This window comes from Paraburkholderia sp. RL17-337-BIB-A (genome assembly GCF_046025895.1).
Lineage (GTDB): Bacteria > Pseudomonadota > Gammaproteobacteria > Burkholderiales > Burkholderiaceae > Paraburkholderia > Paraburkholderia fungorum_C.
Map to the genome: position 1 here is coordinate 1675778 of NZ_JARESY010000002.1, position 15363 is coordinate 1691140.

Consider the following 15363-nt stretch of genomic DNA (forward strand, 5'->3'; position numbering starts at 1 on the left):
ACGGCCTGTACTTCACTCATGCGGAGAGGTTGAGCCAGGATTTGTTGGCGTTCCAGGGCCACCGGCCGGCTTAGGGTCGACCGGCAGTTGATCTTCCACCGGCGCGTCGGCTTTGCCGACCGCCGCCTTCGCGGGGGCATCGGCGCTCGCCGTTGCGGGAGGTTCGTCTTTCGCCATCGCGGGAGGTTCGTCCTTCGCCGTTGCAGGCGGTGCGTCCTTCGCCAACGGCTTGCGGCTGTCATCCGGCGCGCCGTTCGAATCGACTTTGGCCGGTACGTTCTCTGGGTCCCACGTCAGCAATTGCCGCTGCGGGTTGGCGATTTCGATGCCGCGCGCGCTGAACTGGTCGACAACGCGCCGGTTGAATTCGCGCTGCACGCCCCAACGCGCGCTGTCGCGGCATTGGATCTGGCCGGCCAGCGTCACCGCGGAACCGTCCACTCCATCCACGCCCCAGAAGCTAAAGTCGGACAGAATGCCGTCCTTGTACTTCTCGTCCTCGCGCAGCGCGGCGCCAATTTCCTTCAGCGTGTCGATCGCCAGATCGACATCCGCGCCGAACACGATGTTCACCTTCACCGCCGCATTGCCGAGCCCGCGATTGGTGTTGTTGACCGTCGAGACCGAACTGAACGGCACGGTGTACAGCGAGCCGTCGCCGCCCCGCAGCCGCACCGTGCGGATCGACAGATATTCGACCGTGCCGGACACGCCCGCGAGTGTGACCCAGTCGCCGACCTGCATGGCGTTTTCCATCAACAGGAAAATGCCGGTGATGAAATCCTGCACCAGCTTTTGCGAGCCGAAGCCGAGCGCCACGCCGAAAATACTCGCGCCGGCCAGCAGCGGCCCGATGTTCACGCCGAGTTCGCTCAGGCCGGTGAGCACCACCACCAGAGCGATCACGCAGAAGAGCGCGCTACGCAACATCGGCAGCAGCGTGCGCAGGCGCGCGGCGCGCACCAGGTCGCCGCTGGTGGTCCAGCGGTCCAGCCGCTGTTCGACAGAGACGTTGACGCTTTCCCACACCACCAACGCGATCACGGCGGCGACGCCGATCGTGACGATCGCTGAAGCCAGCCGATGGCCGACCGAACCGCTCCGGAACAGGTCGACCACGTCGACACCCCATACCTGCAACAGCGCAAGCGCGGTGACGATGCCGATGATCCACGCGACGACGCGCCGCAGCAGTGGGTAATAGCGGTAGGCATGCTGATGCAGGAGCGACTTTGCCGCGTCGTCCTGGGCATGGAAGAGCCGCGCCATCGCACCCAATATCACGATCGAGGCGACCCGCGCGCCTACCAGGATCGCGAGCGTTATGCCGCCGAGATGCATGAGGGTGTGATAGCCGTTCTGCACGTCGAGCGCCCAGACGAACCACAGCGCCATCACGATGAACACCGCGAACCACGCCCACGCGTCGGCGAGCGCATTGCCGAGCATCTGCAGCGATTCGCGCGCGGCGAAACGCCTGCGGATCAATTCGCCGACCGGACTCGCGCATTGGAGGATCAGGATCGAGATCATGATGTGGCCGGCGAGTGCGACCACCTTCATCAGCGCGAGATGCGCGGCGTCGTTCAAACCGAGCGACTGCGCGATCTCCGCGATCGCGGAACCGACGCCGACCACGGTGACGATCCGCACCATCCAGCGCTGCACGAAAGTCGCCCATGCATCGCTCATGCGCAACAGACGCAGGCGCGGTGCGCTCGGCTGCAGGAAAAAGCCGCTGACGATCACGATCACGCGGCACAGCACATAGATGTCGATCAGCGAATCGAGTGCGCGGTCTTGCGGCGTGCCGTCGTCGGTGAAGATCGACATCAGCGCGCTCGCCGCGCCGACGAATACCGCTAGCGGCAACAGGCGCAGCACCAGCGTCAGCAGCGCGCGCGGCAGGCGCTGCAGGAGCGTCCAGTGATGCACGGCGCTTTGCTTGCCTTTGACTTCAGTGGCTTTGCCGGTGGTGGAAGTGGCTGCGGGCGAGGACGCGCCGGGCTTCGCCGTCTGGGCCGTTGCATCGGACGAAGCGGGTGAAGCCGACGAAGCAGGTGAAGTGGACGAAGCGGGCGAAGTGGCCGAAGCGGGTGAAGTGGCCGAAGCGGGTGAAGCGGACGAAGCGGGTGAAGTGGCCGAAGCGGGTGAAGCCGACGAAGCAGGTGAAGTGGACGAAGCGGGCGAAGTGGCCGAAGCGGGTGAAGTGGCCGAAGCGGGTGAAGCGGACGAAGCGGGTGAAGTGGCCGAAGCGGGTGAAGCCGACGAAGCAGGTGAAGCGGGTGAAGCAGGTGAAGCGGGCACGCCCGAAGAGACCGGCAGCGGCGGGGCGGCATTCGGCGCATCGGCCGGCTGCGGCAGGACGTCGACGGGCGGGTCGGCTTGCGCCGCGCTGTCTTCATCGCGCAGTTCGCGGCGCGCGGCAAGAGCCGCATAGGCGCGGCGCAACAAGCGACGCGCGAGCCATTCGAGCACGAGCGCGGGCAGCAGTGCCGCCAGCAGCGACAGCGCTACATGAGCGAGCACGCTACGCGCGTGTGGGTTGGTGAACTGCCAATTCCACCAGGCGCGCACCGAAGCGACGTCGAGCAACGCGGCGACCGAACCGCGCAACGACACACCCAGGTGTACGGCCCAACGCGCGCCCTGACGGGCCAGTTGCGAGGCGAGGCCATTGGACTGGAACGCGGCTGGAACGAGTGCGGCGGCGCTGCTGGCCGCGGCGGGTGCTGACGCAGCAGCCGCCGCCGAGGCGGGCGGCGCGCTGAGTGCGCCCGCGGCGGCGATCGCCTGGAGGGTGTCGCTGACTTGCGCGCGGCGTTTGGGGTCATTGAGGACGCTGAGGGCCTGGCGGGCCTGCTCGGGCGTCAGTGTGACCGCGGCGCGGGATGGCGCGGATGCGGCGGAGGGCTGCGCCGGGGCGGCAAAGACCGGCGAGGCGCCGAGAATAAGAAGAACGAGAAAGCAGGCGTGAAGTATTTTGCGCATAGGGTGTAAGGCGGGGTACCAGGTGCGGACAGCGGTGCCGGAACGCGCGGAGCGGTGCGCCGGTGTGACCCTTGACCGACACCGTTTTGGTCGTACAAGTTCCTTCCGCGATTTCCAGCGCTTACGCAAGCGGTTGATGAGCCGGTGCGAACTGTAACGTCAGGTAGCAGAAAGCTTGCCTGGCAGACCACGCGGACCGGCAACGCCAGCCGCTGCGCACGAGATTCCGCTCGCGCTGCTTACATCGCCCCCATTGCCGCCACCCCGAGCGTGCCGTCGACCACCTCGGTGAAGGTGCGCTCCTCGCGCAGAATGAAGCGCTTCGTCTGCGCGAACCTGAAATTCTCCCGCGCTTCGGGGTCGGCTCGCAGGGTCGCACGATAGGCTTCATAGGCAGCGAGGCTGTTGAATGCGATCAAGCCCCAGGCGATGTCGTTGGTCCCTTCATGGGGCATGAAAATAGCCGATCAGATGACCGCCGCAGCGCGGAATGTGCGTCCCCAGTTGCGCGCGTATTCGTCGAATGCATCGCGTTGAAATGGGTCGATCTGGTAGCGGATAAAGCAGGTAATCGTCATGTGCGGGCTCCCAGTTGGCTCGGAGACTCGAACCTCCGAGTACCAACCAGTATGGCGATCGTTCGCTCGGGACGTTTCATCCGTTTCTGAACTGTGGTTGTGCACGCGGCGCCGCATTCTCTGACCACGAAAACCGCGCACGGGGCGGTGGAGCAAGCGGCGTCGCGCCTTGAGGCACATCCTTTAGCGCGGCGGCACGGCTGTTTTACCGGTCGCTGCGCGGATCGTCAAGGCCGCCAGCGCCGCGCCGGCCAACGCGCATCCCGCCGATGCCAGCGCCACCGCTTGCAATGCCGCGCCGAGAGCCTCTGCTTGCGCGTGCGTCACTTCAGCCCGTGCCGCCGCGTCCGTTGCGCCTGGCGCGCCCGTTTTACCCGCCGCACCCGAAGCACCCGAAGCACCCGAAGAAACCGAAGAAACCGAAGCAACCGAAGCAACCGAAGCAACCGAAGCAACCGAAGCAACCGAAGCAACCGAAGCAACCGAAGCAACCGAAGCAACCGAAGCAACCGAAGCAACCGAAGCAACCGAAGCAACCGAAGCAACCGAAGCACCTGGCGCCGCCGGACTCGTATCCATCGAGTCTTGCGTCAGCTGTGCCGCCAGACGCGCCGCTTGCGGGACATGCAACGCATCGAGCCGCGCATCGAGCGCCGCGTCGTGCGACCACACGAACACGATGCCGAGCACCGCAATCGCCAGCAAACTCGCCACCCGGGCGACGGCATTATTGATCCCCGAAGCGACGCCCGTCCGCGCGGCGGATACGGAGGACATCACCGTCGTCGTCAACGGTGCGACGGTGATCGTCATCCCGAGTCCGAGCACGATAAGCGCCGGAAAAAAGCCGCGCCAATATTCGCCGCGTACCCAGGGCAGCGCGAGCATCGCGAAGCCGAGCGCCGCGATCACCGGGCCGATGCCTAGCAAGGCCCGCGCGCCGTAACGGCTCATCAGGCCGCCGGTAAAGCGCGACAACAGGCCGATTGTGACCGGCACCGGCAGCAATGCCGCGCCTGCCTCGGTCGCGCTATAGCCATACGCGCGGATCAGCGTGAACGGCAGGAAAAACAGCGCGCCGCCTAGCCCGAAGTAGAGCAATAGCGTAACGAGATTCGCGCCGACGAAGTCGCGCGAACGGAACACGTCGAGCGGCATCATCGGATTGCGGGTCTTTGCTTCGAGCGCCACGAAACCGGTCAGCACCAGCAGGCCGCCGAGGATCGACATCAGCACCCGGCGGTCGCCGAAGCCGCGCGCCGAGGCGATGGTCAGGCCGTAAGTCAACGCGGCCAGCCCCGCAGCCGCTGTGACGGCGCCCAACCAGTCGAGCTTCGGCTGCGGGCTCGCTTTGAGCGTGGGATCGAGGTTCGGCTGCGCGCTTGCCTTAATCGCGGGATCGAGCTTCGGCTGCGCGCTCCCCTTGAGCGTGGGATCGAGCTTCGGCTGCGCGCTCCCCTTGAGCGCGTGATCGAGCTTCGGCTGCGCGCTCCCCTTGAGCGCGTGATCGAGCTTCGGCCGCGCGCTCCCCTTGAGCACAGGATCGAGGTCCAGTGTGTCGTCTTCCTCCCGGCTATCCGGCACGGCGACGATCGCCAGCGCGATGGTCGCGCACGCAACCGGTACATTCAGAAAGAAAATCGCCCGCCACGAAAACGCATCGACGAGCCAGCCGCCCGCCACCGGCCCGAGCGCCGACGTGATCGCGCCGACGCCGGCCCAGGTGCCGATCGCCTGGCCACGCTCCTTGTCGTCGAACACCGCGCCGATGATGCTGAGACTGCTCGGCACCAGCAACGCCGCGCCGATGCCTTGCACGGCGCGCGCCGCGATCAGGGCGCCGGCGCCGGGCGCGAGGCCGCAGCCGATCGAGGCCAGCGTGAACAGGCCGATTCCCGCGATAAACACGGTGCGCCGGCCGAGCTTGTCGCCGAGCGAGCCGCCCACCAGCACCAGCGCGGCGAGAAACAGCAGATACGCGTTGACTACCCACTGGATCGCCGCGACGCTCGCGCCAAGCTCGGTCTGGATCGACGGCAGCGCGACGTTGACGACGGAACCGTCGATGAACGCCATGCTCGAGCCGAGAATGGTCGCGGCGAGCGCGAGCTTTTTGCGCCGGCACGGGTGAGCGAAGCTAAGGGGCTGAGCGCGGATGGCGAGCGCGTCGCATGGGCTCGCCTGGGCGGGGAGAACGGAGCCGGGGCGGCGCATAACCACCGGAGCGTGCTGATCGGCCAAGTCCACTCCCAGATGGATGAACGGCCTTCAGCATAGCAACGCCTGGGGCGATCCGATAGGCGCTCAGAACGTCCGGTGCGCCGGGCCGCGGCAAACGGCACGGAACCGTTGGATTTAAACGTTGTTCGGGAATGCGGCCATGCGAGACCCATCGCATCGGCACCGGATGCGCGGGATAAAAGCGCTACGGTTCGATGAGCAAAAAGGCTTGCCCCGCTTAGGCGGCCTACGAAGTCAGACCAGCGATGGCGCGTGCCGCTCCGCCTCGTCGTCGGAATCCGCGCCGCCGTTGGCGCTCGACGAGCGCCCGGCCGCCGGTTCCTGATGCAGCCGGTTCGCATGCATCAGGCGATACAGGGTTGCCCGCGAAATGCCGAGCTCAGCGGCGGCCTCGGACAATTTATAGCCATGTCGCTGCAACGCATGCTCGATAGCGTCCTTTTCGGCTTTGCTGCGAATTTCCGCCAGCGTCACGGCCGGGCCGTGGTCGGTTTCCGGCAAGCCGAGATCGCTTGCCGTGATAAAGCGCCCCTCGCTCATGACCACGGCACGGCGCACGCAGTTGATCAGCTCGCGCACGTTGCCCGGCCACGGATAGTTCGACATGGCGACGATTGCGTCGCTCGAGAGTCCGCGCAGTTTGCGCGCGCCGTCCTGCCGGTACATGCTGAGCGCATAGTTGGCGAGCAGCTTGATGTCGCCACCGCGCTCGCGCAACGGCGGCTCGACGAGCCGCAGCACGCACAGGCGGTGATACAGGTCGGAGCGGAAGCGGCCGTCTTCGACGGCTTTGTCCAGATCGACGTGTGTCGCCGAAATCACTCGTACATCGACGTTGATCGGCCCATTGCCGCCCAGCCGTTCAATGGTGCCTTCCTGCAGGAAGCGCAGCAGCACCGCCTGGCATTCATGCGGCATATCGCCGATTTCATCCAGAAACAGCGTGCCCTCGTTAGCGCTTTCGATCCGGCCGATCTTGCGTTGCAACGCACCGGTAAAGGCGCCGCGTTCGTGGCCAAACAATTCGGCTTGCAGCAGGCTCGGCGGAATGGCCGCGCAATTGATCGCGACGAACGCCCGGCCCGCGCGCGGCGAGCGCTCATGAATCGCACGGGCGGTCAGTTCCTTGCCGGTGCCCGATTCACCGGCGACGAACACTGGCGCATCGGTCACGCCGCATTTGTCGATACGCCGGTACAACTGCTGCATCGCCTCGCATTGTCCCACCATGCCGTGCCGGCCAAGCGACGGCTCCGGCACGACCGGCGCATGCCGCAGGCTCGATAGCCCGTGCGCGTGGCCGAGCGCGAACACGAGCCGATCGTTCAGCCACGGCCGGGTAACGAAATCGAAGCAGTAGTCGAGAATGAAGCGGCTGACGAGTTCGTTTTCCGCCTGGCCCGGCGCGATCTGTGCCACCCAATTGGTTTCGACGCGCCGCATGCACGAGGCCAGCGCGGACAAATGCTGCGACGTGCAGTCACCCGGCAATTCGACCAGGCCAACCTTGATGTTGCCGCGTTCGATCATGCGTTCGGCGACTGCCGTGCTTTTGGCGTGCACCGCTTGCCAGCCCGATGCGGCGAGGAAGCTGGCGAGATCCTGATCGGGCGAGTTCGACACATACAGAACGGTGCGTTCGACTTCGACAGGCGTGCAAGTCGTATTCATGTAACCCCCAGATCGTTGCTGCTCTCAGAACTGCGCTTGGACGTACTGGTCGGACCGGCAATGACAAATCACGGTAGCGGCAATGGCGGGGGTATGGATCGGCGGCACGGGCCGCGAGGCGCAGCGGCCAGATAATGGGAACAGCGATCGGCGCGGAACCCGTCTGACTATTTCATCCCCGAATCACAACAGCCGTTTTTTACCTCGGTGGACTGGCACAGGCGCTCTATGTGGCGCATGCCTTAACCATAAGCGAAAGTGCTTTCGAACGCCATACAAACAAATCGGGATTCAGAAACGTTTTTCCTGCTGCGAGGTGTTTGCTGGCTGTTTAAAAATGGTCAGTCAACCCCGGCTATGCGAGGTGTACCACAGAGCGTGGCAAATCGCATGACGATTATCGTGCAAACGGGTGCCGGGCCAGCGAGTCGCCGCGTCTCAAGCCTGCGACAGGTTGGGCAGCGGCCATAAATGCTGCTTCGTGCCCCGAAGTATCGGCACATTTGACCGGGTTGCGCCGCAAAGCGCGGCCTGACAGGGTGGGATGAGGGCCGTGCCCAATTATGCGGACAGGTAGATTGGCCCGCCCTGCGCTTGCGGCAATTCAAGCGCGTGTCGAATTCGAATCAACGCGCGACGGGAAGCCGCTCCGGACAGACTGCATTGCAGCAGAAATTGCCGTGCGGCAAGGGATTGAAGGTACTTGGCACAGCCATTGCAATAAGAGCTTCGCAAGCCAATGCATTGCCGCCGGGGTCCGGAAGCACGGGGAAATAGCAACTGGAGCCCGGCGGCAAACATAGACTTCGTAAGCGCGGCCGGGGATGCCAATGTGTCTTGCGAGGGTGCGGCGGGGCCACTGAAAAACGGATGTCAGAAAAACGGGGTGAATGATCGGAACGGAGTTTCGGTCATTCGTCACCCGACAACGTGAAGCGCTGACCTTGCCACTTTTTCCGTCAAGCTGGACGGATTCGAAGTGGATGACCGAAGTAGCCGGCCAATGTAGTTGGCCGAAATAAATAAGTGGAAAAAGCGACAGGTACCGTGTCAATGCAATTTACAGGCACGCGACGCACAGAACAGGGAAGGAGCAGCGCGGTCAGGACCGGCCGGCGCGACGAAGCGGGGAGGAACGGCCTGAGTCTCCATAGAGGGGCGCATGTTACGAGGTGAACCGGGCGCCGTGCCCGCGCATTAGCGCAGGCACGGCTTACCTGGATGCGGTCCGCAGAGGGTCCATCATTCGGGGGTGTCATGAAAACGAACAGCAAGCTGGCCGCATCGCGGTTGGACCACCACATCACGGCGCACGGCGCTGCTCTGTCCTATCGGCGTCTTTTGGCGCGGCAGCGCGCCTTGTTCGCCGCGCCGTCGGCCGATCTGCTCACCCTGGTCATCGCCGAGGCGGTGAAACGCAAGGCTCAGGCCGAGATTCAACGGGATGCGCTGCGCGACGCGATGTTCGAGATGCCGGTTGCGCCCGAACGAGGCCAGGATCGCGGCGTGGACATCTACCCAGCCGATCCCGACGACTACACCTGAACGTCGACTGTTATTGACGCGGCCTTGCCAACTGACAGGCCTCAGGCCGGCGGAGACCCTAGCATGATCGACATCTTCCTGATTTCGTCCAGCGCGGAGCGTGCGACGCATATCGTCGCGCGTCTCGACGAAAGCGGCGTGATGTATCGCTTGCGCATCGCGTACTGCACGCTGCGGCAGTTGCGCATGCACGCCCGCGCAATCAGGAGCGCCGATCTGCTGATCGTCGACGATGTCGATCTGAGCGCGCGCGATCTGGACGGGGTCGAGGAGACGCTGGCCTGCTCGCCCGCCTTGCATTGCATGCTCGTCACGCCGGCGCCATCCACTGCCTTGCGGACTGCCGCGATGCGCGTCGGCGTGCGAGACGTACTGTCATGGCCGCTGGATGCCTGCGAGATCGCCGCGGCGCTCACGCATAGCGCCGCGAAAAAGAACGCGGGCGGCCACCGCGCCGGGCGGATCGTCTCGCTTGTCTCGTGCAAGGGCGGCAGCGGTACGACGCTGATCGCCGTGAATCTCGCCTATTCCCTGGCCTCGCTGCGCAACAGCCGCGTGCTGCTGATCGACCTCAGCCAGCAATTCGGCGATGCCAGCCTGCTGATGGCCGACAAACCGCCGCCCGCGACGCTTGCCGATCTGTGCTCGCAGATCGACAGCCTGGATGCCGCCTTGCTGGACGCATGTGTCATGCGTGTACACGCGAATCTCGACGTGCTGGCGGGCGCCGGTGACCCGCTCAAGGCAGCCGAAGTGCAGCCCGCGCAACTGGAGCAAATTCTGATGCTGGTACGCGAGCGGTATGACGCAGTACTGATCGACATCGGTCAAAGCCTCAATCCGCTGACGATCCATGCACTCGATCATAGCGATGCCATCTGCATGGTGGTGCGGCAAAACCTGCTTTACCTGCACGGCGGGCGCCGCATGCTCGATATTTTCAGGGAACTGGGGTATCCGTCCAGCAAGGTGCGGGTGGTGGTGAATCAATACGACAAGAACGCAGCCATCAACCTGCCCACGCTCGAACAGACGCTCGGCGCGAAAGTCGCGCACCAGCTTCCGCGTGACGAAAAGCAGGTCAACGAGGCACTCAACCGCGGCGTGCCGCTCGTCACCTCTGCCGACGGCAGTGCATTGGCGCAAGGCATCTGTCTACTCGCCGACATGCTGTGGCCCGCTATCGCCGAACTCCGCAAAGGCATGCTCGGACGCCTGTTTGCGGCGCGGCCGAATGCGCCGCCGCAACTGAAGCCCGGGCACTGAACCCGGCCGCTTGCCGCGTCGCGCCGGAATGGCATGCGGCGCGCGTGGCATGACATGGACAGCCGGCTGCAGGTCGAGCGCATTGTGCGGGAGGAACACCTTCTGCCCGACGGCAGGCGGTATCGGGCGCAACGAGGTAAGGTGCGGTTCCGGGCGTGTTTTGGCGGTGTATGGTGTAGTTTCACCTACGACGTAAGCGCCACGTCCCCCAACCCACCTGATTACTCTTGAGAGAACCGCACGCGCGCTGCATCACCCATGCAAAACGATACAAGCCCACTCAACGCCATGGCGTCGATCCTGTCCAATCCGATCCTCAACACGGATTCGTACAAGGCGTCGCATTACCTGCAATATCCGCCTGAAGCGACGGCGATGTTTTCGTACATCGAGTCGCGCGGCGGACGCTATGACCGCACGCTGTTCTTCGGTCTGCAGATGCTGATCAAGGAGTATCTGTGCCGCCCCATTACCGCGGAGATGATCGGGCAGGCGAAGGCGTTTTTCACGGCGCACGGCGAGCCGTTCAACGAAGCCGGCTGGCGCTACATCGTCGAGCACCATGACGGCTATCTGCCCGTGCGAATCCGCGCGGTGCCGGAAGGCTCGGTGGTGCCCACGCACAATGTGCTGGTCACGGTGGAATGCGACGATCCCCAGGTTTTCTGGCTCGCCTCGTATCTGGAAACGATGCTGTTGCGCGTGTGGTATCCGATTACGGTGGCGACGCAAAGCTGGCATCTGCGCAAGACGATCCGCGCCTATCTGGAGAAGAGTAGCGACGATCTGACGCAACTGCCGTTCAAGTTGCACGATTTCGGCGCGCGCGGCGTGTCGAGCGCGGAGTCGGCGGCAATTGGCGGCTCGGCGCATCTCGTCAGTTTCATGGGCTCGGACACGGTGCTCGGTGTGGTCGCCGCGAACCACTACTACAACGAACCGATGGCGGCGTTTTCGGTGCCGGCCGCGGAGCACAGCACCATCACCTCATGGGGGCGCGAGCGCGAAACGGACGCGTTCCGCAACATGATCGCGAAGTTCGGCAAGCCGGGGGCGATCGTTTCGGTGGTGTCCGATTCCTACGACCTGTTCGCCGCACTCGAGGTATGGGGCACGGACCTCCAGCAGGCGGTGCTCGATTCCGGCGGCATGCTGGTGATCCGGCCTGATTCCGGCGATCCGCTAACGATCGTCCTGCAGACCATGCGGGCGCTCGAGGCATCGTTTGGTTCGACGGTGAATGGCAAGGGGCGGCGCGTGCTCAATAACGTCCGCGTGATTCAGGGCGACGGCGTGAATCCGGATTCGATCGAGGCGATCCTCGCGGCCATGGATGAGGCCGGCTTTGCAGCGGACAACATCGTGTTCGGCATGGGCGGCGCGTTGTTGCAGCAGATCAATCGCGATACGCAGCGCTTCGCCATGAAGTGCTCGGCCATCCGGCTCGGGGATGAATGGCACGACGTCCGCAAGGACCCGGTGACGGATGCCGGTAAGCGGTCGATGAAGGGCCGGCTTACGTTGCTGGTGAATCGCCGCACAGGCGAGTATCGGACGGCGACGCTGCCTTTGGCGTGGGACGCCCGTACCGTTGAAGCAGACTGGGACGAGGCGCTCGTCACCGTTTTCGATTCCGGGAAATTGCTCGTCGACGTTGCGTTTTCTGAAGTCAGGAAGCGAGCACACGCGGGCGAGGGTTAATCGGGCGTTTGGCGCTCGCAGCGCAGGGGCAGCAGCGGGGCAAAGGCGAGGCGGCCCAATCGCCATGCCGCTGCTAGCGCTGGAATAAACCCGTCAGCTCGCCTTCCAGACCGAAACGCCGGAGGCATCGACATCAATCCGGCAAGGGCTTCCTTCCCGCAGCCGGGCATCTTCGTTCGCGATATCGAAGCGCACCCCCGCGATATTCAACCGGACATATCGCTCGCCGCGCCGTAACTCGACAGCGTCGACCACGCCGGCATGCGCGCCGTCGGGTGAAATAGCCACGGCGTGCGAAGAGATGCGCCACATCACCCGTTGCCCGGCAGGCATGGCGGAACCGCTATCGCCCGTCGCGATCACCAGCCCGTTGCCGATCTCGATCTGCCGAGGCGCAGTCATCGATCCAATGCCCACGTTGTGCAAGCCGAGCAGTTCCGCAACGCGCATCGAAGCCGGCCGTTCGAACACCGCGTCGATGGAACCCGCCTGCAGCACGCGCCCCTGTTCGACGACCAGCACCTCGTCGGCAAGCAGCGCCGCTTCGTCGGGATCGTGCGTGACGATGATCGTCACCGCCGTAATCTCGCGCTGCAAGGCCCGCAGCGACTGCTGCAAACGCCGCCGCCGCGGCGTATCGAGGGCCGCGAACGGCTCGTCGAACAGCAACAATTCGCTATGACGCGTGAGGGCCCGCGCCAGCGCCACGCGTTGCCGCTGACCGAACGACAATTGATGCGGCAAGCGCGCAACCAGTTGCGTGAGGCCGAGATGATCGAGCCAGTAACGCGCGCTAGCGGCGTCGGCATCGATAGGAAACGCGAGTTGCTGCGCGACCGTCATGTGCGGGAACAAACCGTAGTCTTGCGGCATATAGCCGATCTGACGGCGCTCGGGCGGCAGTGTGCTCAAGTCGGTCGTGCCGAGCCGCACGTCGCTCGACGCGTTGGATTCGAGCCCCGCAATCAGACGCAACGCCAGCGATTTGCCCGAGCCCGATGGCCCGATGATCGCCAGCCGCCGCGTTGCAGGCGCCCACGCTATGTCGAGTCCGAACGCCCCGAGGCGGCGCTGCAAATGAAATGCGAGGCGCAGATCGGCGGTCTCGCCGCGGCTCGCCGTTAGATCCGTGCCGGGCTCCAGCGCGTCGTCGCCGTTTTCGGTTTGTTCGCGCGCGGCTTTTGCACGCAGGCTATAAATCGACAGCGCCGCGCAGACAATCGCAATCGCGAGCGTCGGCAGCAGCAAGGGCATCATCGCCGGCAAGCCCTGGCCGCCGAACACGACGTACGTGTACACCGGCAGCGAATACGGGTGATAGGCCACCATCACCGTCGCGCCGAATTCGCCGAACGCACGCAACCAGGCAAGCGCGAGTCCCGCGCGAATCGCCGGCCACGCAATCGGCAGGATCACACGGAAAAAGCGGCTGTTCGCATGATGGCCGAGCGTCGCGGCGACGTCGTCGAGCACGGGATCGACGGCGGCGAACGCCGATTTCGCGGCGATGATCAGGAAGGGCGCGGCCACGAAGGTTTCCGCGAGCACGATACCGGCGAACGAATCCGTCAGCGTGCCGCCCGTGAACCGGCCAACCCAGCTATACGGGCCCAGCAGAAACAGCAGCAGCACGCCGCTCGTGAGCGGCGGCAACGCAAGCGGCAACTGCACGACGAAGCCGAGCAGCGCCATCTTGCGCGAGTTCGAGCGCGCCAGAAAATAGCCGAGCGGCACGCCGCCCAGCAGAATCACGAGCGAGGCCACACTGGCGCTCGCCGCCGATATGCCAACCGCCGACCACACCGCGTGCCAGTCGACATTCGGCCAATCGGCCGCGCCGAGTTCCGGCACGCTGGCGATAAACGGCGCGCATAAATAGACGGCAAGCAGCGCCGCCAGCCACAATAGCGGTCGCGCGGCGGACCGTTTCACCGCCTGTTTCACCATCTGTTTCACCACACCTTACTGGGCGGCGTCGATCACGGCTTGCACCGAAGGCGGTACGCCTTGCACGTTGCCGGAAATGGTCGGTTTGACGACGTCCACGCCGTGTTGCTTGAGCAGCGCGCGGCCCTGTGCGCTCAGCAGGAAGTCGACGAAGCTGCTCGCGCCCGTGCGGTTCGGTGCATCGCTGAGAATCGTCAGCGTGTAGCTGGCCTTGGCCTGCAATTCGGGCGCCGGGCGGAGCGCCGGGATTTTCAGGTCGGAGGTTTCGGTCGAATAGAAGAAACCGGCATCGAGCTGACCGGATTGGAGGCGGCCCACCAGCGTTTCTTCAGGCAAAACCTGGGCGGGATTTTCCGCGTCGCCGAGTGTCTTCTCGACGAGGTCGGACTGTTGATAGAGCGCCGCGGCCTTCGTCATCATTTCGACGGTAAAGGCGCCCTTCGGATCGAGCTTCGGATCGGTACGGCCGATACGGATGCCCGGCTCCTGCAACACCTGATCCCAGCGCTTGGTCTTGAAGTCCGCCGCGAACTTGCTTTTCGGGTTGTAGCCGATCATCAACGGCGATTCGGCGAAGGTCACGTACCACGTGACGTGGTCGCCGTTCGCCTCGCCCATCAGGCTGCTGTTCACCGTCGGGCTTGCGCTGATGAACACGTCGCCGCGGCGCAGCTTGCCTTTGATCTCGTTGGCGATCTTGTTCGAACCCGCCGCATAGCCGCGGAATTGCTGACCGGTGGCCTTTTCGAAGGCGGGGCCGACACTGCGCTCCATCAGATTGACGAGCGAACCGGCATACAGCACGTTGACTGTGTTGTCCTGCGCGAAGGCGGGCACGGCCGCCATGATGCCAGTGACGACCACGAAAGAAGCAAGCAGCTTGCGAATCATGCGATTAACCCCGATGCGTTATTAAGACCGCTATATTACGACGTCATCGCGTGGTGTTGTAGGTCGCTGCGCGCTCAGTGGGGTCAAGTGAGGTTAGTTGAGCGGGAAAATCCGCACGTAGCTGGTGCCGCCCGTGCCGCCGGCGCGGTCGATCGCGTAGAGCAGATGGCGGGGGGCGTCCACGGCCATGCCGCGGGCGTCCTGAAAGTCGTTTGCAAGCAGGCTGATGGTGCCGTCCGGCGCGATCCGGCACAGGCCGGTGGTGTTGCACTTGGTGTAAAGGGTGCCGCTTGCGTCGACGGCCATGAGGTCGGGGCTGTTGATCTGCGCGAACTTCGCGCCCGGCGCCACCGCCTGCGATCCGCCGAGCAGCGCGCTCAGGCTCGATTTGACGATGTCGTTGTTCGCCTGATCCGAGACGTACACGGAGTCGCCCGATAGGGCAACGTCTACAGTGGCCGATATGCCTGGCGATATATTGCGTATCGACACGGTTTTGCACCGAGGCGCCCATCGCAGCGTAATATACACA

Annotated in this window: 9 protein-coding genes and 1 pseudogene; 3 read left to right on the plus strand and 7 right to left on the minus strand. The window is 64.4% G+C overall.

The window, feature by feature from the left end; all coding sequences use genetic code 11:
* Nucleotides 1-12: 12 nt before the first annotated feature.
* From P0D84_RS28400 to P0D84_RS28415, 4 genes and pseudogenes are all read right to left on the minus strand, one after another.
* Nucleotides 13-2991: a mechanosensitive ion channel family protein gene (locus tag P0D84_RS28400; RefSeq protein ID WP_408342090.1), complete on the minus strand. Its 2979-nt coding sequence runs from the start codon at nt 2989-2991 to the stop codon at nt 13-15.
* Nucleotides 2992-3230: 239 nt separating this feature from the next.
* Nucleotides 3231-3569, minus strand: a pseudogene (locus tag P0D84_RS28405) (NIPSNAP family protein).
* A 183-nt stretch (nt 3570-3752) separates the two neighbouring features.
* The gene (locus P0D84_RS28410; RefSeq protein WP_408346074.1) at nt 3753-5783 is read right to left on the minus strand and encodes an MFS transporter; all 2031 of its coding nucleotides are present in this window, start codon (nt 5781-5783) and stop codon (nt 3753-3755) included.
* 261 nt (nt 5784-6044) lie between these two features.
* Entirely contained in the window at nt 6045-7481 is a 1437-nt protein-coding gene (locus tag P0D84_RS28415; protein ID WP_408342092.1) for a sigma 54-interacting transcriptional regulator, read from the minus strand.
* A 1257-nt stretch (nt 7482-8738) separates the two neighbouring features.
* Here P0D84_RS28415 and P0D84_RS28420 point away from each other — a divergent pair.
* The 3 genes from P0D84_RS28420 to P0D84_RS28430 all read left to right on the plus strand — a co-directional run bounded on the left by P0D84_RS28420 (nt 8739) and on the right by P0D84_RS28430 (nt 11993).
* The gene (locus P0D84_RS28420; protein ID WP_408342094.1) at nt 8739-9026 is read left to right on the plus strand and encodes a hypothetical protein; all 288 of its coding nucleotides are present in this window, start codon (nt 8739-8741) and stop codon (nt 9024-9026) included.
* Nucleotides 9027-9089: 63 nt separating this feature from the next.
* On the plus strand, nt 9090-10292 hold the full coding sequence (locus tag P0D84_RS28425) for a CpaE/TadZ family protein (protein WP_408342096.1): 1203 nt from the start codon (nt 9090-9092) through the stop codon (nt 10290-10292).
* Between the two features lie 258 nt (nt 10293-10550).
* Nucleotides 10551-11993 (plus strand): nicotinate phosphoribosyltransferase, encoded by a 1443-nt coding sequence (locus P0D84_RS28430; protein WP_408342098.1) that lies wholly within the window; start codon nt 10551-10553, stop codon nt 11991-11993.
* Nucleotides 11994-12086: 93 nt separating this feature from the next.
* Here the strand turns inward: P0D84_RS28430 and P0D84_RS28435 are convergent, their stop codons facing one another.
* From P0D84_RS28435 to P0D84_RS28445, 3 genes are all read right to left on the minus strand, one after another.
* On the minus strand, nt 12087-13925 hold the full coding sequence (locus tag P0D84_RS28435) for an ABC transporter ATP-binding protein/permease (RefSeq protein WP_408346077.1): 1839 nt from the start codon (nt 13923-13925) through the stop codon (nt 12087-12089).
* A 30-nt stretch (nt 13926-13955) separates the two neighbouring features.
* Nucleotides 13956-14831 carry an extracellular solute-binding protein gene (locus P0D84_RS28440; RefSeq protein WP_408342100.1) on the minus strand — a complete coding sequence of 292 codons (876 nt, stop codon included), beginning with the start codon at nt 14829-14831 and terminating at the stop codon, nt 13956-13958.
* Nucleotides 14832-14924: 93 nt separating this feature from the next.
* Nucleotides 14925-15257 (minus strand): SMP-30/gluconolactonase/LRE family protein, encoded by a 333-nt coding sequence (locus P0D84_RS28445; RefSeq protein ID WP_408342102.1) that lies wholly within the window; start codon nt 15255-15257, stop codon nt 14925-14927.
* Nucleotides 15258-15363 lie beyond the last annotated feature (106 nt).

Excerpts from the sequence above, each read along its gene's own strand:
- P0D84_RS28400 (WP_408342090.1), bottom strand. The coding sequence starts at position 2,991 with ATGCGCAAAATACTTCACGCCTGCTTTCTCGTTCTTCTTATTCTCGGC.
- P0D84_RS28410 (WP_408346074.1), bottom strand. The coding sequence starts at position 5,783 with ATGCGCCGCCCCGGCTCCGTTCTCCCCGCCCAGGCGAGCCCATGCGAC.
- P0D84_RS28415 (WP_408342092.1), bottom strand. The coding sequence starts at position 7,481 with ATGAATACGACTTGCACGCCTGTCGAAGTCGAACGCACCGTTCTGTAT.
- P0D84_RS28420 (WP_408342094.1), top strand. The coding sequence starts at position 8,739 with ATGAAAACGAACAGCAAGCTGGCCGCATCGCGGTTGGACCACCACATC.
- P0D84_RS28425 (WP_408342096.1), top strand. The coding sequence starts at position 9,090 with ATGATCGACATCTTCCTGATTTCGTCCAGCGCGGAGCGTGCGACGCAT.
- P0D84_RS28430 (WP_408342098.1), top strand. The coding sequence starts at position 10,551 with ATGCAAAACGATACAAGCCCACTCAACGCCATGGCGTCGATCCTGTCC.
- P0D84_RS28440 (WP_408342100.1), bottom strand. The coding sequence starts at position 14,831 with ATGATTCGCAAGCTGCTTGCTTCTTTCGTGGTCGTCACTGGCATCATG.